General features: G+C 33.8%; 12 protein-coding genes, 2 pseudogenes and 1 CRISPR repeat array. Of the genes and pseudogenes, 9 read left to right on the forward strand and 5 right to left on the reverse strand.

Annotated features, from left to right (window positions below; genetic code table 11):
* Positions 1-244: 244 nt before the first annotated feature.
* Positions 245-1,162 carry a patatin-like phospholipase family protein gene (locus CXF59_RS01615; RefSeq protein WP_101135970.1) on the reverse strand — a complete coding sequence of 306 codons (918 nt, stop codon included), beginning with the start codon at positions 1,160-1,162 and terminating at the stop codon, positions 245-247.
* Between the two features lie 760 nt (positions 1,163-1,922).
* On the opposite strand from CXF59_RS01615, the gene CXF59_RS01620 reads away from it, so the two are divergent.
* From CXF59_RS01620 to CXF59_RS01655, 7 genes are all read left to right on the forward strand, one after another.
* Entirely contained in the window at positions 1,923-3,146 is a 1,224-nt protein-coding gene (locus CXF59_RS01620; protein WP_101135971.1) for an exonuclease subunit SbcD, read from the forward strand.
* Positions 3,147-3,157: 11 nt separating this feature from the next.
* Positions 3,158-6,199, forward strand: coding sequence for an AAA family ATPase (locus tag CXF59_RS01625; RefSeq protein WP_101135972.1), 3,042 nt, complete (start codon positions 3,158-3,160; stop codon positions 6,197-6,199).
* Positions 6,200-6,633: 434 nt separating this feature from the next.
* Positions 6,634-8,838 (forward strand): penicillin acylase family protein, encoded by a 2,205-nt coding sequence (locus CXF59_RS01630; RefSeq protein WP_101135973.1) that lies wholly within the window; start codon positions 6,634-6,636, stop codon positions 8,836-8,838.
* A gap of 1,181 nt (positions 8,839-10,019) precedes the next feature.
* Positions 10,020-11,390 carry an ATP-binding protein gene (locus CXF59_RS01640; RefSeq protein ID WP_101135974.1) on the forward strand — a complete coding sequence of 457 codons (1,371 nt, stop codon included), beginning with the start codon at positions 10,020-10,022 and terminating at the stop codon, positions 11,388-11,390.
* A 5-nt stretch (positions 11,391-11,395) separates the two neighbouring features.
* Positions 11,396-13,522, forward strand: coding sequence for an ATP-binding protein (locus CXF59_RS15170; RefSeq protein ID WP_232758569.1), 2,127 nt, complete (start codon positions 11,396-11,398; stop codon positions 13,520-13,522).
* Positions 13,523-13,600: 78 nt separating this feature from the next.
* Complete coding sequence (locus CXF59_RS01650; RefSeq protein ID WP_232758571.1) at positions 13,601-13,981, forward strand: response regulator; 381 nt, start codon at positions 13,601-13,603, stop codon at positions 13,979-13,981.
* Entirely contained in the window at positions 13,981-15,024 is a 1,044-nt protein-coding gene (locus CXF59_RS01655) for an adenylate/guanylate cyclase domain-containing protein (protein ID WP_198554614.1), read from the forward strand. The genes CXF59_RS01650 and CXF59_RS01655 overlap by 1 nt, the downstream gene beginning before the upstream one ends.
* Before the next feature lie 9 nt (positions 15,025-15,033).
* Here the strand turns inward: CXF59_RS01655 and CXF59_RS01660 are convergent, their stop codons facing one another.
* Both CXF59_RS01660 and CXF59_RS01665 read right to left on the reverse strand, forming a co-directional pair.
* Complete coding sequence (locus CXF59_RS01660) at positions 15,034-15,900, reverse strand: YitT family protein (RefSeq protein ID WP_101135976.1); 867 nt, start codon at positions 15,898-15,900, stop codon at positions 15,034-15,036.
* On the reverse strand, positions 15,900-16,487 hold the full coding sequence (locus tag CXF59_RS01665) for an HD domain-containing protein (protein WP_101135977.1): 588 nt from the start codon (positions 16,485-16,487) through the stop codon (positions 15,900-15,902). Before CXF59_RS01665 ends, CXF59_RS01660 begins: the two co-directional genes overlap by 1 nt.
* A gap of 586 nt (positions 16,488-17,073) precedes the next feature.
* On the opposite strand from CXF59_RS01665, the pseudogene CXF59_RS01670 reads away from it, so the two are divergent.
* Positions 17,074-17,358 (forward strand): annotated as a pseudogene (locus CXF59_RS01670) (hypothetical protein); the annotation flags it as partial.
* A gap of 21 nt (positions 17,359-17,379) precedes the next feature.
* Here CXF59_RS01670 and CXF59_RS01675 read toward each other — a convergent pair.
* On the reverse strand, positions 17,380-18,081 hold the full coding sequence (locus CXF59_RS01675; protein ID WP_101135978.1) for an SDR family NAD(P)-dependent oxidoreductase: 702 nt from the start codon (positions 18,079-18,081) through the stop codon (positions 17,380-17,382).
* A 368-nt stretch (positions 18,082-18,449) separates the two neighbouring features.
* Positions 18,450-18,683: a CRISPR direct-repeat array (repeat unit 36 nt; unit sequence AATATCGTTTTTTATAATCTTTAATCAAACCACAAC).
* A gap of 401 nt (positions 18,684-19,084) precedes the next feature.
* A pseudogene (gene cas9 / locus CXF59_RS15650) lies at positions 19,085-23,044 on the reverse strand (type II CRISPR RNA-guided endonuclease Cas9); the annotation flags it as partial.
* 612 nt (positions 23,045-23,656) lie between these two features.
* Here cas9 and CXF59_RS01685 point away from each other — a divergent pair.
* Positions 23,657-25,282, forward strand: a complete 1,626-nt coding sequence (locus CXF59_RS01685; RefSeq protein WP_101135979.1) for a TolB family protein — start codon at positions 23,657-23,659, stop codon at positions 25,280-25,282.
* The last annotated feature ends 1,162 nt before the right edge of the window (positions 25,283-26,444 follow it).

Genomic DNA, 26,444 nt, shown 5'->3' on the forward strand with positions numbered 1-26,444 from the left:
AAACGGTTATTAAAACTATCATCTAGAAAAGAAATTATTTTAAATCAAATAAGTAAAATTTTTTTTAGAAGAACGTCGTTGTCGAAGTGAAGGTAGCTGCGATCAAAAAGCTCGTTTACAGCATGGAGGTTGAGCTTTTTTCGCTAGTGACTTTTCTATTATTTTATCATTAAAGTAGTTGTTCTTCATTCGCACAAGAAAATTTCACCTACTATAATTAATAGAAAAGAGAATGTTTTGAGTCCTATTTAATTTTTTGTTCTGGAATATGACAGTAGCGGACCGGATTTTTAGATTTGGCAAATTCGTATCCTTCCTGCCACCATTTGGTCATTTGCTCAGAGTTAAAGAATAATGGGTTTTCGGTTAAATGACGCGGCGTATAATAAAAGTTAATGTCAATTTTTCTACTCACTCCAGCTAGTTTTCCAATAATAAGATCCTTTGAGCCATTTTGAATAGTCATAAACCGCAATATTCTGAAAAGTAAGCTGAATTGATTTTTGATGATCTGGTTATTTCTGACTCTATTTTCCTCCTCAAGAATAATAACATCAATCTCACAGGCTCCATTTTCGATGGCACATAAAATAGGATTTAAATCACCAAAACCACCATCGGCATATTGGCATCCATTTTTTGAAAGCAAACTCATGAATGGGGTGTAATTGCATGATGCCCAAACCCAATCACAAAAGTCATTGTAATTGCATTCGTCGGTATGGATGTATTCCATGTTGTTGTCCGTAATATTAGATACCGTAAATATTACTTTTTTGTTTTGTTCTTTAAGGGCTTCTAATTCTTCAGGACTGATACTTTTCTTAATTAATTTTCTCAAATTATTACTTTCGCCAAAGGTGGGACAGCCTTTTAAAAATGTGAGTATCATATTGAAGTGGTTGATTCTTGTTTCAATACCATTTTTAGTTTTCTTGACGATGAAAGGGCAGAGACTGAAAATATCTTTTTGTCTGACAGAGGTGTAGATACTTTTTATCTTGTCAATTTTACCTAAGGCTAAATGAGGCATTAATAAACTGCCGGTTGAACATCCCACAAATAATTCATAGGATGTACAACAATCCCGTATTAGATATTCTGCAATGCCTCCTGCAAAAGCTCCTTTGCTGCCGCCACCTGAAATTACGAGTGCTTTCATGTTTAAAGATTTTTAGTTAGAGAAGAAATACGTGATTTGGAACTAATATGTGCTATACAATAAAGTTACGTATTTTTTTTATTCTATTGATTGTTAGAAGAGAGCGATTCTATATAGGAACAATAGATACTGTACCTATTGCTTTTTGGATAAAATGCATACCAAAGGAATTCAAAAAGAGGCTATTGTAAAAATAATTGCTTTTGATGTACTGTGCTGCTTAACCTATTTCAAATCCAGCGTGAGCGATAATCACCGTTTCGCTTTTTACCGGAGTCAAAAGTTGGCCTTGATATTTGATTTCGATTAAAAATTGCTTTTTTTGAAATGTGGTTTAATTTCTTCAACTAGTATAGTTCCTTTTTATTTTATAACTAGAATTGACTATGACGCCAAATCCTGACGTTTGCAGATTTTTTACTATTTATTTACTAAAGCAATAGTATGGTTAATTAATAGTATGGCATTACGGTTTTCCGTAAAGGTTACATTATTAAATTATTACTTTGTTAAGTATCGGGCTTTTATTAAAACTGAAATTTAAGCTTTATTGATTTTTTTGCATGACATGGATTAACGACAAACAAAATGATTTGACATAGGTATAAATTAAAATTTTTCTCTCGATTCTATCTGTTGAAAATAGCGAAATCATATTTACAGAATGATGCTTTTTTGCAGGTTTTTATTACGATATTGCTTAAGGAATTATGATGTTTAGACAGCGACGAATAAAAGTTAATATTAATAAGTGTAAAGAATGAAAGTATTACATACTGCCGATTGGCATTTAGGAAAAAAACTGGATCATTTTTCTCGTTTGGAAGAGCAACAGAGGGTGATGAATGAAATTTGTGACATTGCTGATAGTCAGAATGCGGATGTAGTTGTAGTAGCAGGTGATTTATTCGACACCTTCAATCCTCCAGTGGAAGCAGTTGATTTACTATATAAGACTTTAAAAAGATTGACCAATAACGGGAAACGTCCCGTAGTTGCAATCGCTGGTAATCACGACAGTCCTGATCGAATTGATTCGCCAAATCCTTTGGCACGAGAATGTGGAATTCTATTTGTAGGTAATCCGGATGTTACGATTCCAACCGTAATTATTGAAAATGGATTTGAAATTACCCTGTCAGAAAATGGTTTTTTAGAAATTCAACTGCCCCAATATGAATTTCCTATTCGTATTATCACTACACCTTATGCTAATGAGTCGCGATTGAAAAGATATTTAGGAGCTGAAAATAAGGAGGAACAATTGAACCAGTTATTACAGGATTCCTGGGCATCGTTAGCAGATAAATATTGTGATACGAAGGGGGTTAATATCCTGACTACTCATTTGTATATGCTAAAGCGTGGAGGTGAAATCTTAGAAGAACCGGATGGTGAAAAACCATTGCGCATTGGAAATGCCGATATCGTTTACACAGATTGCATTCCGCATCAAATCCAATATACGGCTTTGGGGCACTTGCATCGTTTTCAGAATGTAGGCGGGCACCCAAGTCCTGTAGTGTATTCAAGCAGTCCACTGTCCTATAGTTTTTCGGAAGCGGGACAGGAAAAGAAAGTAGTCCTAATTGAAGCACAGCCGAATGAGCCGGTAAAATATACGGGTATTCCGCTGCAATCAGGGCGGACCTTACATCGAAAACGATTTGAAACTATTGACAATGCCGTGGAATGGTTGTTAGAAAACCCCTATTGTCTGGTCGAATTGACTTTAGTAAGCGATACTTTTTTTGCAACCCAGGATTTAAAACGAATCCATGAAAGTCACGATGGGATTATCTATATAATTCCAATTGTTACGAAGGATGGTAATGCGGAGCAACAAACTCCAAAAGTAAATTTAGACCAAGATATTCAAGGATTATTCAAGGATTATTTTATTTCAAAACACAAACAGGAACCCAACGATGAACTAGTGGATTTGTTCAATGAAATTATTGGAAGTCAAGCTAAAAACGAATAAAAACAGCCTTTATGTTGCCATTAAAGTTAAGTATTACCGGTTTGTATTCGTATCAGAAAAAACAAACGATTGATTTTGAAGAATTGACTAATGCAGGTTTATTCGGTATTTTTGGAGCTGTTGGTTCTGGGAAATCTTCTGTTTTGGAAGCCATTGGTTTTGTTTTATATGGTGATACGGAGCGTTTAAACAAGACGGATAAGCGTTCGTATAACATGTTGAATTTAAAATCGGATAAAGTCAATATTGAATTTGAGTTCTTAAATTTTGAAGAACGAAAATTTAAATTTGTAGCCGATTGGAAGCGGAAAAAGCGTTTCGAAGAAACCACATCAATAGAACGGTTGGCGTATGAATGGAAAGGGGAGGAATGGGTTCCAATGACATCTGCTGATGCAACAGAGATCATTGGACTAACCTACGAAAATTTCCGTCGTACCATTATTATTCCGCAAGGGAAGTTTAAGGAGTTTTTAGATTTGAAAGGCAAAGAGCGTTCGGATATGATGAAAGAAATTTTTCATCTTCAGCGTTTTGACTTAGCGTCTAAAGTAGGAATGTTACAAAGCGCCACCAGAACTCAATTTGATCAATTAAAAGGGGCCTTATCAGGTTTTGAAGCGATTTCGAAAGAAACGATTGCGGCTTTAGAAATAGAGGTTGCAGAAGGAGGTACAGAATTAGAAAAAAGCAAAAGAGAGTTGGGATTCGCGGAAACAGAACTCCAAAAACTGACGACATTAAAAGCAAATTTTGAAGATTTAGAAAAAAAGAAAAACCTTCTTTTGACTTTAACTGAAAAGAAGCCAAAAATGGAAGCGCTACAGGCAGAAATTGATGCGTTTGAAAGCACGGAAAAGACTTTTAAAGTCGTTTTCAATAATTTGCTGTCTGCAAAAACGAGTTTCGATGAGACGAAGAAACGATGCCTTTTGTTTGAAGATAACAAGAAAATAGTAGAACAAAACAGAGCAACGAATCAAATCATACTAGATGGTTTGCAACCGCAATTTGATGCTTTAGAAAACTCCAAAAATAAAGTTACCGATTTAGAATCTATTGAAAAAATTCTGGAACTGCAGCTGGATCTTGCTGTGATAGATGAAAAAAATAAAAAGGCCGATGTATTATTTTTGGAAACCGAAAAGAAAGAAAAAGAATTCAAACAAGAGTTGACAAAACTTCAAGCTGAATTGACCACCTTAAAGTCCAAACGTCTGGATGGAAACGTTTTGATGGAAGTTGGCAATTGGTATACTATCCGGGAATCCTTTAAAACACAATGGAAAGGAACCCAAAATAAAAGTAAGATAATCCAGGAAAATCTGGATACTCAAAATGCTGCATTTCATTTATTGGAATTACCGTTTAAGAGCTGGAAAACAGTTTTAGATGGGGAAGTAGCTGCACTTTCGATTGAAAATAAAGCAACAGCCGCAATCAAAACGAAGTTATTGGTTTCAAAAGAATTAGCCCATTTCTCAGCGCAAATTCACGACGGAGAAAACTGTCCCTTGTGTGGATCTTTGGAACATCCCAATGTGATGCAGGCGGAAGATGTATCGGAACAATTAGCAATTATAGAAGAGACTATTTTAAAATTAGTAAAGCAGGAAAAAGAAATTGCAGACATTGCCTCTAAAGCGGAACAATTAGAATTTTCGATTACACATGCTACCGAACAATTAAGAGTGGTTTCACTTGAAAAAGAAACTATAGAAATGGAGTATAAAGCCCATTTAGTAAAATTTATCTGGGCTGACTTTGACCCCAAAGATAGTTCTGTTTTCTTAACTAAAAAGCAAGAACAACAATTGGTTGAAAAAACGATAAACGATACTGAAATGCGAGAAAGCAAAGTTCGTTTACAGCAGGAGCAAGTGTTTGATCAATTGAAAATCCAAACGGCAAACAAAGGTGTTTTCGCTAACGAAATAGCATCAAAATCAGCAATTATCACTAATGAATTATCTAGGCTAAAAGTAGTTTCGTTTTCTCAATATGAACACATCGCAATTGCCGAAATACGCGATGAAAAAACAAAATTACATCTCGAAAACAATCGGATAGCTTTGGAACATAAAAGTAAATCAGATGCAATGGTAGTCCTAAATCAAGAATTGGCAGGTTTAGAAGCCAGTTTGAAACTGATAAGGGAACAAGTCGTTTCAAATGAACAATTGGTTCAGGACACGCAAAAAACGATAACTGAATTGCTTAAAACCCATCAGTTTGATTCGGTTGATTCTGTGCAGGCAATTCTTGATAAAATATGGGATGTCGAATTGGAAAAAGGCAAAACAAGGCAGTTTGCCGTTGATTTAAAAGTGGCTGAGAATTCAGTTGCTGAATCAGAGAAACTAGTGATGAACCAGATTTTTGATATCAAAGTGTTTGAAGAGAAAAAAATTCTTGTTGCAGCGGGTAAATTAACGTATGAAGCCCAATTAGGGAAATTCTCCACTCTGCAAGAAAACTTAAAACGAATTAATGCAGCACTGGCAGAAAAAGCGGAATTATTAGCTCAGTTTGATGTTTTAAACATGCGCTCTACAAACTTAGGCACCTTGGCAAATATGTTTAATGCCAGTGGTTTTGTAAACTATGTTTCGAGTATTTATTTGCAAAATTTAGCGGATGTGGCCAATATCCGTTTTCATCGTATGACTAAAAATCAATTGAGTTTAACGATTAATAGTTCCAATGAATTTGAAATAATTGATTATCTGAACAATGGGGCTTCGAGGAGTGTAAAAACGCTTTCTGGAGGTCAGGGTTTTCAAGCCTCCTTATGTTTGGCTTTGGCTTTGGCAGAAAGCGTTCAATCCTTAAATAAGAATGATAAAAACTTCTTTTTTATTGATGAAGGTTTTGGAACCCAAGACCCCGAAAGTGTCGCTGTCGTTTTTGAAACGTTGCAATCCCTTTACAAAGAGAATCGAATTGTTGGAATTATTTCGCATGTCGCCGAGTTGCAAGAACGAATTCCCCGTTCCATCAATGTGTTTAAAGACGAAGAAAAAGGAAGTTTGGTAAGCGAAAATTGGAATTAGATTCAAGTAAGTTAGTACTAAAAAATAGTAGCGAAAGTAAAGTATTAGATAATTTCCGAAGGAAATGGAATAGTGGTATGGATTAATTCCATTTGTCGTGTGAATGAATATTTTGGTTGTAGTATAAAAGCAAAAACGCTCCTAATATTCGGTTTGTATTGTTTGTTACTGTATTTTAGCTAACCGCTAGGGAGTTAGAATTGCAACCAAGTAGATTACTTTACAACGAAGTCCTATTAGTACTCGATGAAATTCGAACGTTGCTAATGTAGGAGCTTACTTTAGTAGGTATTTAAAAACAGCAAACTTTCACGTGGGTCTAATGTTTCCTAGTCTGTTTTTGATATCCTTATTAATAGAATAAAGGAGTGTGAGACTTCGCATTTAGTAAAAAAAATTAATTTTATATAACCTGAAACATAAACACAGATACAATGGCTATTATTACAAAAAAATCAATTCAGCTACTCGTTTTATTTTTCGTCTTTACTTTGCAATCTTTTTCTCAAAACGTAAGTACTAAGGAAATTAACAGACTTAGCAAATCAGCACAAGAAGTTAGCATTATTAGGGACAATTGGGGTATTGCACATGTCTATGGCAAAACCGATGCTGATGCTGTTTTTGGGATGCTTTATGCCCAATGTGAAGATGATTTTAAGCGTGTTGAAATGAATTATATTGAAAAACTCGGACGTCTCTCTGAAATCAAAGGACAATCGGTTTTGTATAATGATTTGGAAATACGCCTGCTCATAGATGTTGATGAAGCAAAAGCAGATTATAAAAAAGCAGCTCCTTGGTTAAAAAAACTATTAAACAGCTTTGCTGATGGGATTAACTTTTATCTATACAAACATCCTGAAGTAAAGCCTGCTTTATTGACTCATTTTGAGCCTTGGTTTCCTTTGCTTTGGACAGACGGAAGCATTGGAGCGATAAGCACTGCTGATCTTACCACTGGTGAACTGAAATCTTTTTATTCAGGTAATACTGATAAGATCTCTTATATTGAGCGGGAAAAAGACATGCAAACGGGTTCTAATGGTTTTGCTTTGGCTCCAGCCAAAACGGCTTCAGGAAATACGATTCTTTACATCAATCCCCATACTACTTTTTATTTCAGACCTGAAATACAGATGAGCAGCGAGGAAGGACTGAGTGCTTATGGAGCTGTAACTTGGGGACAATTTTTTATATATCAAGGATTTAATGAAAATTGTGGATGGATGCACACTTCTACTAATGTAGATGTAGCCGATATGTATGCGGAAAAAATTGTTACTAAAAATGACAAACTATTCTATGAATACAATTCGGAATTGCTACCTGTCATTGAAAAATCAATTACCGTTAAATACCTCCAAAAAGGAAAATTAATTCCGAAAGTATTCAAAACTTATTTTACTAATCACGGTCCAATAATGGCTGAGCGGGATGGGAAATGGATTAGTCTAAAATCTAAGAACCGAAATATGGATGGTCTCGTGCAAAGCTGGGTAAGAACAAAAGCAAAAGGGTTTGATGATTATAAAAAAGCAATGGACTTAAAAGCCAACGCCTCAAATAATACCGTTTATGCAGATAGCGAAGGAAATATTGCCTATTGGCATGGTAACTTTATTCCTAAAAGAGATAAAAAGCTAAATTGGTCGAAAGTGGTTGATGGAACGACATCAGCAACAGAATGGAAAGGTTTACATGAGATTTCCGAAACGGTTCATTTGTATAATCCTTCTAATGGTTGGTTGCAAAATTGCAATTCTACTCCATACTCTGTTGCTGGCTCAGAAAGTCCAAAAGAGGAAAATTATTTGCCCTACATGGCGCCTGATGGAGAAAGTTTTAGAGGAATAAATGCTGTTCGTCTATTAAGCAAAGGCGAAAAATACACGTTAGACAAAGTAATTGCAGATGGATATGACATGAAACTTTCTATTTTTGAGGTGTTAGTTCCTGTTCTAATTTCTAGTTTTGAAAAAACCATAAAAGCAGACGATGCTCTTTATGCAGATTTGGCTGAACCGATAGCGGTTTTAAAAAATTGGGATTATTATGCAAAGGAGAATTCGGTAGCTACAACGCTGGCTAACGAATGGGCTTTTAAGCTAGATCCTATAATTAGAAAAACGTACAGCAACGAAGGGGAATTAGATCAGGTGGAAAATACTCGAAATTTTGCACAAAATGCTTCTGCAGATCAACTTCTTCCGCAATTACAAATGGTGGTTCAGGAACTGAAAACTAAATTTGGAACATGGGAAATTCCTTGGGGCGATATTAATCGTTTTCAAAGATTGTCAGGAGATATTAATCTTGACTATGATGATTCTATTGGTAGTTTGCCTATTAGCGCAGCTTCCTCGCTTTGGGGCTGCTTACCTGCTTACAAAAGTGTTTATCAAGAAAACACAAAGAAAAGGTATGGTAACAGCGGTAATAGTTTCGTCTGTGCAGTAGAATTTGGAGATAAAGTTAAAGCTAAGTCTTTATTGGCTGGGGGAAATAGTAGTGATCCTAAATCAAAACATTTTAATGATCAGTCGGAAATGTATCAAAAAGGGCAATTCAAAGACGTGCTTTTTTACAAAGAAGATATAGAAAAACAGAGCGAACGAAAGTACCATCCTGGAGAATAAATGCTAGGAGACCGTAATTAAAAACCCCTTGAAAGAAACTTTTTTCAAGGGGTTTTTTTATTAAAAAGGGGCAGTTGTTTTTACGAATAGCCAATGGTTAATTTTGGATTATTTATGTAGCTAGTATAAAAGTAGGCGTAATTAATCAGATTTATTATGTTTTTTGGCTATTTAAATAGTAACGGCACAATTGATTAACTAGCTTTCTTCAGTCTACTTTTCTGTTTGCTCAAAACAGGAAGCAATTTATTTTGATTATTGATTTCCTAATGGAGTGACTGTATCTGTCAATAATTATTCGGTTCATTGTAAGTTAAGGAAGCTTAAAAGTTGTTTCTGTTTTCTGGCGGTAGGTGGGTATCCATTTCTTTCCGTCAATACGGAGCCTTATACGGACTTTGTTAAGTTTTTTATAAAATGTATGTCAAAGCGGTAAAGTAGCTAAAAAGGAAGATGTCGCTTACCACGGGTTGGTTTTTCTGCTATGAAATATACAAACCATAAGCATTTGTATAGCTATTTAAAAGTCTTCAGCAAGAGTTTATATTTAAGAATGGTTTTTTAGCTGTTGAAATGATGGAAAAAAATAACCTCTGCCGATATAAGAATTTTAGACATTTATACTCGGCAATTAACAACGCTATCAACAAATTAAATAACAGAGAATAAAAATGAGTATGAACATATAAGACTAGATTGTAGCAGTTGAAAAAGGAATTAAAAACCTTAAGAGTTATATTAAAAATGCTGACCACATGCAGCAAGTAACATTTGAAATGATCTTTGCAGATGAACTAACAGAAGAAGAATTAGCACACATCTTAGATGTAACAGATGGTTTTGAAAGTTTTGCTGAATTAGATGGTGATTAAAATGAAGAAGATGTTTTGCTTACACCGGATATAGTAGCTGCCATTTTGTATGGTTTAGAAAGTGTGAAAGAAGAAGAATAAAATACAATAGATGCTATATCAGTAAAAATGCTTTTATAAATAATTATGTTTATTTAGCAGACATTAAATTTTTTTGTAATTCAAGGAACTGGTTTATGGTTGTCTTTAAGTTATGATATTGTGAAAGCACATGGCGGGGACTTGAAAATGGAGACTAAAGAGGGCTAGGGAACAGAATTTTGCATAACTTTACCTATATGATGTAATTTTAATTAAATTTTTGCTCTTATGAACTTAGAATATGTTTTATTGATTATAGTTTTCTTCTTTTTAAGAAAAACATTGAAAAGCAAAATATTATTGCCTAAAATTGATAAGTATTTGTTTGTCGGATTTTACATTTCGATAGTACTATTGATTACATCAATCATTTTTGATGCAAGCGAAGGGGTATTAGGTTGGATAGCCCATTTTATATTGATAAGTTTACTATATTTTAGTCTTACTCTAAACGAGTTTAAGCCAGTTAAATCTATTATATATTCCATTCTGCCTTTTGTAATTGTAAATTTTCTTAAAGATTCAACTGAATTCATCGATATTAATTTTTATACGGTATTGAGTAATTATTTTGAAACTGGAATTGCTTTTTCAATCATTTGGTTTTTTGCTATGTTTTTCATAAACAGAAAACAACGCAAAGACATTGAAAGTGAACAGTTAAAAGCCATCGAAAGAGAAAAAGACTTCCAACAATCAGAAATGTTAAAAGAAAAATTAGAAATTCAAGTGGCAGAACGTACTGCTGAACTTCTAAGCCAGAAAGACGAACTACAAAAAGCATTGGATGAACTTAAATCCACCCAATCGCAATTGATACAATCTGAAAAAATGGCATCATTGGGTGAATTAACAGCTGGTATTGCCCATGAAATTCAAAATCCGTTGAACTTTGTGACTAATTTTAGTGAAGTGAGTAATGAGTTGATTGACGAAATGAAAGAAGAATTCAAAAAAGGTGACGTAGATGAAGGCTTTGCCATTGCGGATTTCATTAAACGAAACCTCGATAAAATAAATCATCATGGTAAACGCGCCGATGCTATTGTAAAAGGCATGTTGCAACACAGCCGCAGTAGTTCTGGTGTCAAAGAACCAACTGATATCAATGCTTTAGCCGATGAGTATTTACGATTGGCATATCATGGACTACGTGCCAAAGACAAATCGTTTAATGCGACTTTAGTAACCACTTATGATGAAACCATTGGTAATATCGATATTATTCCACAGGATATAGGAAGAGTGATTTTAAATCTTATTACCAATGCGTTTTATGCTACCAATGAAAAAAAGAAAAGTATCCTAATCTCCGAAGGGGAAATAGTAAACAGTTTTGAACCAACCGTTACAGTAAGCACCAAAAAAGTTGGCGATACTGTAAAAGTAAGCGTAATAGATAACGGTAATGGTATTCCACAAAAGGTGTTGGACAAAATATTCCAACCTTTTTTCACTACAAAACCAACAGGTCAGGGAACGGGTTTAGGATTATCTATGAGCTATGATATCGTCAATGCGCATGGTGGCGAATTGAAAGTAAACACAATAGAAAACGAAGGAACTGAATTTATTATTTCACTAACATTAAATTCATAAATTTCATGAAGTACATTCTTTATATTTGGACTCTATTGTTTTCGCTCGCCACTTTCAGTCAATCCGAAAAAGCATGTGTTGTCACTGACAGCAACTTAGCAAATCAATGGTTGACTTTAGAAAATAACTGGCGTTATCAAAAAGGAGATAACATGCAATGGGCGAACCCTTCGTTTGACGATTCATCCTGGAAGGAGTCCTCTTTGTCTTATAATTTAAACATGCCTAATGGTGAAAATGCAATTGCAAACCGTGGTGAAATTGTCTGGTTTAGAATGTGCATTAAAGCGGGTAGTAGCTTAAACAAAGCTATTGTTTTAAATATTTATCAATTAGGCGCTTCTGAAATTTATTTAGATGGGAGGTTAATTCACCAATTAGGGAAAGTAAGTTCAGATATAGATAAAATTATCTACAATAACCCTTATCAACAAACACTTGAATTACCGCTAGAAAAAGGAAAAGAACAGATTTTGGCAGTACGCTATGTGAATGCACAATATAAATTCCCAAAATATGCTACTACCAATGGTTTCATAAGAATTGCGGCCTCAACACTTAGCAATGCAAACTCCAGAGATATTATAAAAAATAATCGGATCTATTTTCATCAACAATTTATAAATAACTATTATATCGCTTTAGGAATAACTATTTTGATGTTTATTATTTTCTTATCCTTTTTTCTCTTTTTTTCAAGTGAAAAAATCAATGGATACTTTGCGATATCTATATTTTTTTTAATTCTATTTGTTATCGGTGTAATCTGGGTTAGTGTTTATCCCGGTATTCCATTTTGGATTACATTCTGCTATGGTGCTTGTATTGTAATTTCCTGGATTATTGCATTGTATTGTTTATACAAGATTTTCGAGCAGCCTTTAGATATTGTTTATAAAATTGTAAGTTTTTTAGGCCTCGTAGCTATAGGTTGTTACTTTCTATATGATCCTGACATTTTAAGTCCCGTTTGGGGAATTCTTGGATATATGACCATTATAAGAATAGCTGTAAAATCCTGGAACAAAAATAAAGTAGGTAGTATCCTCTTTACAAGCTCTAGTTTTATTTGTCTTGTATATTGGTCTTTAATTGTATTGGAGATGATTGGTTTCCTACAGATAGATATAATAGCGTTTATTCCTTTTGTCTTTATGGTTAACCCGATAATTTTAGCCGTATATTTAGGTTATTCCTTTGGTAAACGCAGTCAAGAGTTAAGACTTAGTCTAGAGCGGGTGCAAAAGCTTTCAAAAGAAAAAGAGTCTATTTTATCCTTACAAAATGAAACTCTGGAAAAGCAAGTTCAAGAACGTACCGCATCTTTGAAACAGTCGATAGAAGATTTAAAATCCACCCAATCCAAGCTCATTCAATCTGAGAAAATGGCTTCATTGGGTGAACTTACTGCAGGTATCGCGCATGAAATCCAGAACCCGTTGAACTTCGTCAATAATTTCTCAGAAGTGAGCATGGAGTTAATTGACGAAATGGAAGAGGAAATGATTAAAGGAGAAAAGGAGGAAGCACTTTCCATTGCAAAAGACATCAAACAAAACCTGGAAAAAATCAATTATCACGGCAAGAGAGCTGACGGTATCGTGAAAGGAATGTTGAAACAAAGTCGGGTTGGTAATAATGTTAAAGAGCCTACTAATATCAATGTGATTGCCGATGAATACCTGCGCTTGGCCTATCATGGACTCCGAGCTAAAGACAAAAGCTTTAATACGGAGTTACTAACCAGTTTTGAGGAGAGTTTACCCAAGATAAACGTGATTCCCCAAGATATTGGGAGAGTGCTGCTTAATTTGTTTACCAATGCATTTTATGCGACTCATCATAAACAGAAAATGGCGAGCAAGGATTATAAACCCCTTATTACTGTCACTACTGTCCTTAAAGGCAAGGTAATTGAAATTGTAGTTAAAGACAACGGAATGGGAATACCAGAGAATATCAAAGACAAAATCATGGAGCCATTTTTCACAACAAAGCCTGCAGGTGAAGGAACGGGATTAGGCTTGTCAATAAGTTATGATATCATAGTAAACGCTCATGGTGGAACAATTGCTATAGATAGTAAAGAAAAGGAATACACTATTTTTACTATTTGCTTGCCTTTAGGATAAATGGAACTTTTTTATATCTTATCTTTAATAATGTTAATGATTGAAAAAGACTATTGATAAATTAATTAAGACGAACACATGATGAAAATATTAGTAGTTGATGATGAAGCAGATGTACAACCGCTTTTCTTGCAGCGTTTCAGGAAGGAATTACGCGCGAACGAATTTGAATTTGATTTTGCTCTTTCAGGCGAGGAAGCACTTGATTTTATGAAAAAGGGACATTCGCAAATCGTGTTAATACTCTCAGATATTAATATGCCGGGAATGAGCGGTATTGAACTTTTGTCTGAAATTCGCTTAAATTACCACGAACCCGAACCTGTTGTGATGATGATTACAGCATATGGCGATGATGAAAATAGAAGACAGGCCGATAAAAATGGTGCAAACGATTTTTTGACCAAGCCTTTAGATTTTAATTTATTGAAAGAAAAACTTAAACACCTTCTGGAATAATGGCTAAAATACTTGTAGTAGATGATGAAGCAGACTTAGAAATGCTAGTCAAACAGAAATTTAGAAGAAAAATTCGCGAAAACAAATACGAATTCATCTTTGCCAGAAACGGTGAGGAAGCACTTCAGAAAGTGCATGAACACCCTGATCTTGATATCATTCTTAGTGATATTAATATGCCGGTGATGGACGGGCTTACTTTACTTAGTAGGTTGCCTGAAGCCAACTCTTTGTTGAAAGCCATTATGGTGTCGGCCTATGGAGATATGCAGAATATCAGGACAGCCATGAACAGGGGCGCTTTTGACTTTGTGATCAAGCCGGTCGATTTTGATGATCTCGACTTGACCATGGAAAAGACGATTCTCCATGTTAAACAATTGCGGGAAACGATTAAAGCGATCAAGGAAAATAATATTCTAAAAATGTACGTGGATTCGAATGTATTAAGTTTTATGACTAATAAGGAGTTTGAAAGCAGTCTGCTGAAGAACGAATTACTGGAAGCAACAGTTATGTTTATAGACGTTTGCGGATTTACATCTATTACTGAAAAGATTCCGGCAAATGAGGTTGTTGCGTTGTTAAATGGGATTTTTGACAAAATCGTAAAGGAAATCATCGCTCAGGGGGGGCATGTCGATAAGTTTATGGGAGATGCAGTCATGGCGGTTTTTAGGGGCGAATACCATCTGGACAGGGCTATAGACGTGGCACTTGCCGTCAAAGAACAAATCAGCTCTATTGAAGTAGCGTTGAAAGGGGGGCAAACATACAAGCCCGAAATATCAATTGGCATCAATTCAGGAGAAATGGTATCTGGAAATATTGGTTCGGTTTCGTTAAGAAGGCTAGATTATACTGTAATTGGTGACGCTGTCAATGTTGCCCAACGTCTTCAAACCATTGCTAAAGCAGGGCAAATTATTATTTCGGAAGAAGTGTATTTGCAAACACAGGAATCGTTTATATGTAAACACAATGGTGAATTTAATTTGAAAAATAAAGAAAAACCTGTAACTACTTACGAGGTTGTCGAATAGCAGAATTTTTTAATGTCTAGCTCTGCGTTTAAGGATACCTCCAGCCGCTTCTTTAATTATACTAGTAAAGACAAAAGCTTTAGGGTCTATATCTTCTACCATATTTTTAAGGCGTTTTAATTCCATTCGCGTGACAACGGTAAAAACGATATCTACGGGCTGACTTGTGTCAAAATTTTCTTTCATGAAGCCTCTTTCTCCTTTGTAAACTGTGATACCACGTCCTAAATCCAATACTAGTTTCTCCTTTATTTTTTTACTTTCACTAGAAATAATGGTGACTCCAGTATATTCTTCGATTCCTTCAATGACAAAGTTGATAGTACGGGAAGCGGTATAATAAGTTAAAATAGAATATAGCGCTACAGGTAATCCTAACTTCACGGCTGCGATTAAAAAGATGATTATATTTATCCCCAATATAATTTCACTGATCGTAAAACTGATCCGTTTTCCTGTATATAAAGCCAGTACTTCAATACCATCAAGTGCACAACCACCTCTAATGGCCAGCCCAACACCTAATCCCATGAATACACCACCAAAAATGGAAACAAGCAATTTATCGGATGTTATCTGTGGATAGGGAATAAAATGAAGGCAAAGCGCCAGACCTACGACAGCAAGCAAAGTTCTTAATGCAAACGTTTTGTTTACCTGGAATGCACCCATAATAATAAAAGGGATATTGACTGCAACAATTACGTAGCCTATATTCCAATGGTATAATTCATGAAGTAACAAGGAGATTCCGGTTACCCCACCATCGAAAAACTGATTAGGCACCAAAAATCCTTTCAGTGCGAAGCCACAAAACAATATGCCAGTAATAGTCGTAATTACATCAATTATATTTTTTCTAGTATTCGTTCCCATTATTGATATTTTTTTATCAGTGATTGTAATTCTTTTAAATTTTTATTTTTTCGCGATTGGTTGTGTTTAATAGCTGTGGCTGTAAAATAATTATGCTGTTGCATATAATCCAACTGAACTTTGTTCCATTGCTCCCTGTTGTTGATATAACCAAAAGCAAGCATTTCATTATATAGATATTCTCCAATACTAAAAAAATCATCACGACCTAAATAATTCAAGTCAGCGTCGCAAATGATTTCTTCTAAATGGGTTTTCGGTCGTTGAGGTATTTTTGTGGCCATTATAATAGCACAAATAACATCAATTTCTTTTTTAGTGTATTTATAAAGAGATAGATGTTCTCGGGCCATGGCACAGGATAACTCTTCGTGATCTTTATTTTGTTTAAGATATCCAGCATCATGATAAATGACAGCAACAAGAAGCAGTTTTAAATCAGAAGAACTTATGCCTTCTTCTTTCGCAATACTTTCAGCGCATCGATATACATCAAGAGTATGGTGAATAGTGTGATAAAACAGATTTGCCGGCAAGTCAATTTTAAGTTTATTCAAAATAAGTTGACATTCTGGTAGATGCTTCATAATTAAGGCATAATGTTTCAGAGCTAAGGTATTAAAAGTATAAGATTAACGAATTTTTTTCAGGAATTATTTGTTAAATAAAATTTAAACAACTTAAGAAAGGTTTCTGTCCAATAATAAAGGATGCTACTTGTTCGTGTTTTATACTAGTCTACGAGCAGAAATTGACTATGTCCGCCAATTTGTTTTAAAGCTTGTTTAGTTCTTTAGGTATTGTTTGCAATACTCTTGCTTTGCCGGTAACTCTTCCCTATAATGCCTAGTATGTCCTTCAGGTAGATACACAAGCTCTTGTTTTCGATTTGCATGCACTTTCTATAACTTTGAGTAGGCTTTGAGTGGCTTTTGTATTGCTACTCTGTTGATTCTTGTGAGATGATATGATTAGCGAATATTCCCTTTCCTTTTTTGAGTGATATTTATGTTTAAAAAGGTCATTTAAGCCACCGCAAGACATAAGGAACAATGCCTTGTTCTGTATTATTAGTTTAAGTGTAATCTTTGTTTTCGAAATCAATCGAAAGCTTTGCAACAGGAGGATGATTGAGGAAATTTGAAACAACTATTAATTTAAATTTTAGAAATTATGGCAATACAGAACGGTATAATCAAATTGAAAGGTACTATCGGAGATATTACTTTTTACAAAACCAAAGACGGGCATTTGGCCAGAGAAAAAGGCGGTATCGATGCGAAAAGAATTGCAACTTATCCTGCGTTGTATAGAACGCGAGAGAACGGTGCCGAATTCCGTAGAGCGGGAGAAGCTGGGAAAATGTTGAGAACAGCATTTAGAACCTTGCTTATCAATTCTGCCGACAGCATAATGGTGAGCCGATTGACTCAATCTATGACTAAATTCATGCAGGCGGTAGCTTGGCCGTATTTTTTATTACCACAACATTTTTTCTTGTAATTCAGCGTTCCAAAAAGTTCCAGTTTCCATTTTGGTTTCTATTAGTTTAAATATTCCGTTTGCTGAAAACTCTGTTGTTAATGGCGCGCCTTCTCTTGATAATCTTGTGTTTACCCAACCAGGATGAATTGAATTCACATCTATGTTTCTATCTTTTAATCTTGCAGATAAAGTTTTTGTATACATGTTTAAAGCAGCTTTCGACATTCTATATGCTGTCGAATCCATTTTTGAAATCAGATTCAATGTTGCCATAATGGAGGAAATATTTAAAATTTTCCCATTTTCATTTACGAAATCTAAAACAGTTTCAGTAAAGTTAACAAGACCGAAAACGTTCGTTTCAAAAGTCAATCTCAAACTTTCTAAATCTGGTTCCCGTTTGCCTAAATCTGGACCAATTCCTGCATTATTCACTAAAATATCAATTCCCTTGAATTTATTCCTAATTATTTTGTTCGCATTTTCAATCGACTTTTGGTTTGTCAAATCTAACTCTACAACAAATAAGTTTTCAGAATTAATACTTTCAATTTTCCCATTTCTAGATGTTCCAATTACAAAATAATTTTCAGCAATTAGTTTTTCCGTTAGAGCATTTCCAATTCCTGTATTTGCTCCTGTTATTAATGCAATTTTAGTGTCTAAATTCATTTTTCTGTTTTCGGTTTTTTTCATTACTATAGCACACAACGTTCTGTTACTGCAGCGGGTCTGGGATTAAATTAAGCTCTATTTTGGGATTTACTAAAGCGTCCCAAATACAAAACCAACTTTCCATTAAGCCTATTGCCCAGATCTATCGTTGCTAGTTTTGTGCGTTCGTTGTTTATTTATCTTATCCTATATCCATTTTAATTAAACAATATTTAAAAATAGAATCTCCTATTTTAGAAAATTCTTTCCAATCAACTTCGTACTCCTGTAATACGTCTAACTTATATAAATACTCTTTTTTACAAGTCCAATGTTTCCTTGATTGGTTATCGTTTCAAGTATTGTTATTTTTATCGAATATGTATTTAGTTTTATCGGGACTTTTGTAATTCCAACTTTTGTCTAATCTTTAATCAAACCACAACATAGAAGTTACTGGCGATAACTTTAAGGCGAATATCGTTTTTTCTAATCTTTAATCAAACCACAACTATGCTTTGTTAGATTGGGAATTGATAGTAAATATCGTTTTTTATAATCTTTAATCAAACCACAACATGTATTCCCTGTACATGAAATTTATCAACAATATCGTTTTTTCTAATCTTTAATCTAATTACAACTTTTCAAATTTACCAGATGGCATGACTTTGAAATCAATTCCTTCTACAAAAGCAGTAAATTGGTTATGATTCATTTTTCTGGTCGGTTTTATTTCCTCCAATTTGAAAACGCCATCTGGCTTATATTTATCACTCTTTAAGTCATCGGCTTTTCTAGCTTCTTTAAAATATCGAAACATTATAATCCCATATTCATCAACTTTTCCAGATGGTCGGACAATTCGTTGAATTGATAACCCTTCTATAATATAAATTCTACCTTTCAGATCAATTAAGTCATTTACATCATCCGGGTTTTCAGTTCCGAGATCATAGAAAATGACTTGTTGCCCTCTTTTCAAAACTAAATCACGATTATTCCTTTTTGCAATAGGCATTTGAATTGTTTTTCCGTTATTTGTTTTTTCTTTAAATAAAGAATAATATCCTTTTCCTTGTTTTTCCAATTTTGCTAAATTGAAATTATTGATTAATTCAAAATCTTTTCTACCATCCTTTTCGTAAATAGCCATACAATAATTCTCGTCATTTTGAGCATATACTTTTTGCTTATGCTCCTGCTTTGATTTCGAAAGCAAAGCGTGTTCCTTTACATGCAAAGGATTTTTCACTGAATTTGCATACAAACGAACTTTGTTTATTGCAATTCCTTTTTCTTCATTCATCCAAACTTTTTGATTGTCGGCAAATTTGTTTTGCTGTTGAGCATTTGATGAAAGCAATAAAACTTTGTTTAAAATAGCTTCTTTTACTTTTTGTTTTACTATCTCATCAACAATATATTCTACATCCGAAGTTTTAATACTTTCTAAATCTTTCCGTATTACATATCGAATTTCTTCATTATTTAATGGGTTTTTAATTGCTCCATAAATACTATCTTGATGCAAAGAACCCCGAATGGTATCTCCTTGTTGAAATCTTGCTATTTTTTCTCCCTTGAAACCCTTCTTAAAAATAATTTTGTTATTACTGTCTGTTTTTGGAATTTTTTTCCCGTTTACATCAATTTCCATTTCAGCAACAAATTGTTTTTTACCCCTAATTCTGATAATTTTTTTAGATTGTTTCTTTATATTATCTGGTGTATGATGGGAAACTAATATTTCGTCCTCAATCTTTTTTAAATCTTCGGTAAAGGTTTTCCATGGCTTAGATTGTTCGAGAACAGACTTCATTAACTTATCTTGATTTTTCTCGACGTCATCCTCTAAATCCCAAGCATGTGCCATGACATCGTATTTGTCTTTAGTCATACAAGCAATAGTAATGGCATCAATACAATGGTGGGTGTGTTTACTACAATCTTTGACTTCGTAATATTTCTTACCGTCTTTAATATAACTTTCCTGGATCCCCCAGGCTTTTCTAAATTCCGCAACCATTCCTCCTTTTACCGCTTCAACTCTCCCGAAATACGATTTTAAATAGTCGTTGGCATATTTTGTGATAATTCCTGCATCTGGGATTTGACTGTTTTTGAAACCTACTTTTGGCTCAGTATAGGTAAAACGTTCATGTTTTCCTTTGAAATAGTCCTTTTGCAAATTCAGCTTATGGCGCAATCTAATTTTTCTGTCTTTTTGTTCCTTAGTAGTCGCTGCTTTAATGGCTCTTGAGACACTTATTATTTCATACTCTAAGGCCAAATATTTCTTTTGCCAAGGTTTAATTCTATCCAAAATATCACTATAATTACTTAATTCAACGGGTATTTTATTCTTTTTAATCTTACGATTGTACAACTTGCTACATAACGTTTTGTTCATTTTTGAATTATCCAGAGATCTGCTTCTTGGAATAGTATGTTCTATATCATAGTCTGGATCGCTACCTATAATTTGACTAATCCTAATATTTGTACATTCCTCTTCATAAATTGTTTTTCTATCCTGCTCAATCCATAATTGATATCGTAAAATGTCATCTTCAGTAGGTTCAATATCTAGACCGCTTGCTGCTTTGTAATCTTTTTTTATCTCTTCAATATACTCTTTCCTATTTTTTTCTATACCTCTTTGATAATCCTGAATTCCTTTTCGTTTATTAGCGACGTTTAATTCTCGTGCCATTTCGATATGAATTCTTGTTTTTTCATCAACTTGTCCTTCAATAATTAAAGCGTTCAGCACTTTTCTTAACTGATGTAAGGCACGCATCGCCATTGGGTTTTTAATAGATGAAATTAATGGACTTCCTAAAACTAATTTTTCATTTCCATTTCCATCTTTTGTTATTTCTTTTCTAAAAACATCAATATCCGAAGGGTGATATAGCTTTTTAAGCTTATTCTTATTGTTACAGAAAACTTGACCATCATCATTTTGACCATTTAAAAAACCGAATACTTTCTCGTCTAATCGTTTGATCGTAATGAACTCATATTTCTTAAGTTGTTCAATAAAAAGTGGGAGTAGCTCATTTGTAATAGCTTCCTTTTGGTCTTCAATTTTATTTGATCTTAAAAAGGAACTTAGCTTTTTATCTAAATCTGATTTATAAGTAGCTTCCGCTTCTTTTGAATAATAACATCCTTCAGTTTTACATTCCTTAATAAGATCATTTATGATATCTAATAAATTATTGTCAAAGGAATTTGTGGCAATTAATTCGGCAATTTTAATTTGAATATATTTCCTGTCATTAGGATCGTTCCAAATATCGACATCTACAATATTCTCAATATTTGCCATAAAAACAGCATGAGAATACAATAAACCTTCTCTTAAAAAAGGATTGATCTTATTGATTGCTTTTAAACTCAAACTGGCAAAGTCTTTCTTTAATTTTATTTTACTGAACGAAATTGCTCTTTTGTCGTCTAATTTCAATTTGTCTTTAGCAAATTCTTGCAAGTACAAAGCAGATGTAGAAACTGAAATCAAATGCCACAAATCATTATAGTCAACATTTCTTGTTACAATTTCTGCTTTTTTATTAATAGTTTGATAGCTATACTCTTTAGTTTTCCAATCTTCGCCCAAAACATTTTTGAAAGAGGCAGAAACTACACAGCCACTAACAGAGGAATTTAAATTGAAATTAAATAAGTAATTAGCCGTTGGGGCAGATGATGATTTATAAAAGGCGTATTTACTTTCGCTAGGGACTAATTCTTTTACTAATTCTTCAAAATTAAAGTTATCTTTTTTTCGTAAAAACTTAGGCATGATTTTTAATCTTTCCGCATTAGAAAGAAAGCGTAAACGCTCATCATTTGGAGTTTTTATCTTTATTGTATTGATATATTGCAGCATTCGATATTCCTCAAAATCGGGATGTGAAACAGCACATCGAGACTTGTTTTTTTCAAAAGTACATTTACCGATGGAGGCTTTTTGAGACTTTAGTGGCCTTTGAAAAAAGATTGCTCTATAAAGTTCTTTAGCTAGTCCAAAATATTTTTTCTCGGGAAGTTTTTCAGAGGCTATAATACCTTCAATTCCTTGCGCCAAACAAATGATTTCAAATTCAGAAAGATAATGCTCCTCTCGTGCTGTATATTGATTTCTAATTTTACCTTTATTATATAAGCTAAAGAAATATTGTCCTAAAGTTGTAAAATTACCAGATTGCATTGCCAATGAAATTTCGCCAATTTTTTGTTTTACAACTCCTAAGTCCTCTTTCTTATTTAAACGTTCAATAAGTAAAGACTTGGTTTTGTCAAAATCTTTGATGTTGTCAGTAATAATTTTAAGAAATGAATTATAGGTTGTTTTTAACTTTTTTTCACCTTCATCCAAATTAGATGCTTTACGCTCAATTAAATCACGATCTTGAAAATAATCTGTTAATTCAATTTGAAGTTCAGTAAAAGACGAAGCATTATCAATAATATCTTCTAAACCAGATCTATGCTGTTCGATAATACCTTCTAACGATTGATCTAATCGGTTACTTAAAAAGCCTCTGCGTTGTGCAATATGATAAAAGGCTCTTCCAAGTTCTAATAAGGTTGCTTTTTGTTTACTTGATTTATCTCTAAAATAATAAGGGTTAATGTTTTTATCATCATCAGTCCGCAACCAACTAATGAATTCTGGATTTAATGGGTATTTTTTAAAGCCTGATTTTCTCCACTCTATAATTTCTTCCACAGATAAAGGGCACATATTATTTTCAGAAAGTACTCTAAGTGTCTCATACTTCCTTAATTTTCTTCGAAACTTAATTTTTCTGGCATTTCTATAGGCAGTTCGTTCGGCAGCTTTTGAACTTTCAATTCCTTTTTCAGTTTTGACTCCTTCTGGAAATATCCTAACCCCTTGATCTACTAATGAAAAATCACTGCCATCTTTATCTACAATCGCCCAGCCAATCGAATTTGTTCCTAAATCTAAGCCTAATATTTTTGCCATATCAATCCTTTTTTTGTAGGAATTTTCAAAAATACAGCTAAAGTAATTAGCAACATTACGGTTTTCCACATTGCACACTAATTATTTTATAATTAGATTTGTAATTGATTAAAACTTCTAATCTTTAATCTTATCACAATAAGGCTATATGCCGTAGATGAAAATCTTTAGTCCTGCTTCGGTGGGACTTTTTTTATCTTCAAATTTTATTTAAAAATTTGTGATGAATCTGATTTGTATACCCACCACCCATAATTTCTTCCTTTCTATAGGAAATCAAAATGTTGGATCCAAAAATAATATATGGCATTAACTAGTCTTTTTTATCTCCCAAAGCTCTTATCATGAAACAGGTTATTCTATCAAAAATATAACCTGCTGGGTTATAATTTCTTTATTTTTCTGTGTGAAAGGTAGGGTAGACCACTCCCAGCAATAACCCCCAGATGTTATTTTCACCTCCGATAGCCTCCCATACTAATCTGATTGTTAATAAGTTGTTTTCCTAAATGAATAAAGACGCATTATTAATTCATCCTACTGTATTAACTTTATATAACTGTAAGTCAATTCTTTAAAAAAATCACTAATTAGTTTACAACTTTAAATGTTATGAAAAATATCTTAATTTTAGTGTTAGTTTTTGTTTTGTTTCTAGGTTGTAGTACTAATACTGAACCTGTCGGGGATTCTCAAACCTTTTTGGAAAAATATCAAAATACTTTTTGGAAAAATCAAAATTCTGATCCTACAGGAAATGACTATTGGGGGTTTAAAGATGAAGATGTTTTCCTTCACACTGTAGTTATTGAAACTGCAAATAACAATCAGATGATCTGTTCTAAAATTAGTAAAGGATCAAATTCCTCTAATGGAAACAGTTATATTGTTACAATTGTCAAAAACACTACTACTGAATTATGGTTAGATATTGATGGTGGTGTAAACGATAAAGAATCATTTAAATTCAGCATTAATTCTACTGGCTCTCAAATGACTGTAATTCAATTTTATAATGGTCAACTTCTTTACCAGGAAAATTATTCGTTGACTAATCTTACTTATGATTTCTTCTGTTCATCCTCATCTGCAAAAGTTCCTACAGCTCCCACAGGATTAACAGGTAACTTAACCAGCAGCACTCAGGTTTCATTAAATTGGACAGATAATTCTTCAGATGAAACAGGATTTAAAATTGAAAGAAAAACAGGTTCTGGTAATTTCACTGAAATTGGTTCCGTAGGTACTAATGTTTATAACTACAAGGATAATAGTTTGGCGTCTAATTCAACGTACACGTACAGAATAATATCTTATAATGCAGTAGGTAATGCAGTGGCGTATTCTAATGAATTTAGTGTTACCTTATCTACATCATCAGCTAACAGTAATAAAATTCTATTTGAATCAGAAGTAAACGATATCGCCCACCTATACACTATGAACTCTGATGGGTCAAATGAAATCAAAATCACCAATTTCACAAACGGTATTAACCCGACGTACACAGGCAACGCTTCTTGGTCTCCTGACGGAACAAAAATAATTTTCATATCAACTAAAGACAAGGATGGTGGAAGTTCAATTTATACGATGAATTCAGACGGAACAAATGTGGTTAGAATAAATCATAGTACAAGAGGAGAAAGCAATCCCAAATTTTCTCCCAACAGTACTAAAATTCTATTTTCATCAGAAGTCAACGATATCGCTCATTTGTACACTATGAATACTGATGGGACAAATGAAATCAAACTTACTAATTTCACAAATGGTACTAATCCACTTTGGACAGGTGAAGCTTCCTGGTCGCCAGACGGAACTAAAATAATTTTCATATCAAGTAAGGATAACGATGGCGGAAGTGCAATTTATACGATAAAATCAGATGGAACAAATTTGGTTAGAATAAATCATAACGTAAGAGGAGAAAGTAATCCAAAATTTTCTCCAAATGGTATAAAAGTTCTATTTGAGTCAGAAGTAAACGATATCGCCCACGTATACACTATGAACTCTGATGGGTCAAATGAAATCAAAATCACCAATTTCACAAACGGTACTAACCCTACGTACACAGGCCGCGCCTCTTGGTCTCCTGATGGTGCTAAAGTAGTATTCATATCAAGTAAGGACAAGGACGGTGGAAGTTCAATTTATACAATGAATTCAGACGGAACAAATGTGGTTAGAATAAATCACAATGCAAGAGAAGAGTGGAATCCTTCTTGGAGGTAAGTTTATCGTGGAGTTCTACTGAAAATTTTAACAATGCTTACGTTCGATCCTTGTATTATGGCTATAAATGGTTTGGAGAAGTATCGATATATAACTGGGGTGATTTTTCTGTTCGTTGTATTAAGGATTAATTCTATCGATTAAAACTGTATAATTAACCCATCTTGCTTTATAACTTTAGATAACTGTAAGTCATTTGAGATCATTTAAAGTGAAATAATCAATTTAATTGAGTGTTTCAATTTTAAAAATAAAAACTCATTTCTTAAGGAACGAATTGTGATTAAACCTTTTATTGGGTTTGCTCATATTGGGAGCAATATTCCTTTTTAAAAACGTAATTTTAACTAATACTATGAGTGGTTTTGAAAAATTTGAATTTAGTTTAATAACGCTCCCTCTTTTTTGCTTATTATTTGGTTACATTGGGAGACTTATGTTTGATAATGAGGCATTAAAAAGTAAGTCTACAACAGAAAATGTATTTTATAATTTTATTGTAGGAGCTATTGCCTGTGGAATTATGCTGTTAACTAATTATATTGGTTGTAGCAGCAATATACCAATGAAATAAAGGCAATCAAGCGTTCTCACTTTGGTCGTTCACTTTGTTAAATGATGCTGTTCCAGTCAGTCATTCTTCCTTCCTTTCATTCCACAGACACTTCACAGCACTAAAATAACAACAGCTTGAAAATAAGCAGTTGTTATTTTAAGTTGTTCGTTCATCATCTCCACACGTTCTCTTCCTGCGTTCGTAGGAGCTACTACATCCAGAACACAGCTTCATCTCATTTCACTCCGTAAACTCCGGTACATTCAATTGAGCAGTGCTATGTCTGTCGCTCCTTGTTAATTCAGCGGTTGCTCCTATGACCAGCAGTTGGGTTTACTCCGTTATCACTTTGCATTAAATCAAGGAACGCTATGCTGTCTTTTGTTTTTCTTAACGTGCAACACTATCAGTATTCCATATCACTTCGTAAACTCCGTAAACTCCGTAAACTCCGTTCTTTTCCCATCCTGAGGCTGCTGTTCATTTGCCGCAATAACGCCACATCGCTCCTCATACAAAATTTCATAAAAATTCCATTTTTTACTTCGGTGTTTGGGGTTGTTATTCTAACGAAGAGTATTTAATTGTAAGATAAAAAAATCAAGC

Origin of the sequence: Flavobacterium sp. ALD4 (genome assembly GCF_002836475.1) — a bacterium.
In the GTDB taxonomy this organism is placed as follows: Bacteria; Bacteroidota; Bacteroidia; order Flavobacteriales; family Flavobacteriaceae; genus Flavobacterium.

Bases quoted from the DNA above. Each gene is read 5' to 3' on its own strand.
- CXF59_RS01615 (WP_101135970.1), bottom strand. From the start codon at position 1,162: ATGAAAGCACTCGTAATTTCAGGTGGCGGCAGCAAAGGAGCTTTTGCA.
- CXF59_RS01620 (WP_101135971.1), top strand. From the start codon at position 1,923: ATGAAAGTATTACATACTGCCGATTGGCATTTAGGAAAAAAACTGGAT.
- CXF59_RS01625 (WP_101135972.1), top strand. From the start codon at position 3,158: ATGTTGCCATTAAAGTTAAGTATTACCGGTTTGTATTCGTATCAGAAA.
- CXF59_RS01630 (WP_101135973.1), top strand. From the start codon at position 6,634: ATGGCTATTATTACAAAAAAATCAATTCAGCTACTCGTTTTATTTTTC.
- CXF59_RS01640 (WP_101135974.1), top strand. From the start codon at position 10,020: ATGAACTTAGAATATGTTTTATTGATTATAGTTTTCTTCTTTTTAAGA.
- CXF59_RS15170 (WP_232758569.1), top strand. From the start codon at position 11,396: ATGAAGTACATTCTTTATATTTGGACTCTATTGTTTTCGCTCGCCACT.
- CXF59_RS01650 (WP_232758571.1), top strand. From the start codon at position 13,601: ATGATGAAAATATTAGTAGTTGATGATGAAGCAGATGTACAACCGCTT.
- CXF59_RS01655 (WP_198554614.1), top strand. From the start codon at position 13,981: ATGGCTAAAATACTTGTAGTAGATGATGAAGCAGACTTAGAAATGCTA.
- CXF59_RS01660 (WP_101135976.1), bottom strand. From the start codon at position 15,900: ATGGGAACGAATACTAGAAAAAATATAATTGATGTAATTACGACTATT.
- CXF59_RS01665 (WP_101135977.1), bottom strand. From the start codon at position 16,487: ATGAAGCATCTACCAGAATGTCAACTTATTTTGAATAAACTTAAAATT.
- CXF59_RS01675 (WP_101135978.1), bottom strand. From the start codon at position 18,081: ATGAAAAAAACCGAAAACAGAAAAATGAATTTAGACACTAAAATTGCA.
- CXF59_RS01685 (WP_101135979.1), top strand. From the start codon at position 23,657: ATGAAAAATATCTTAATTTTAGTGTTAGTTTTTGTTTTGTTTCTAGGT.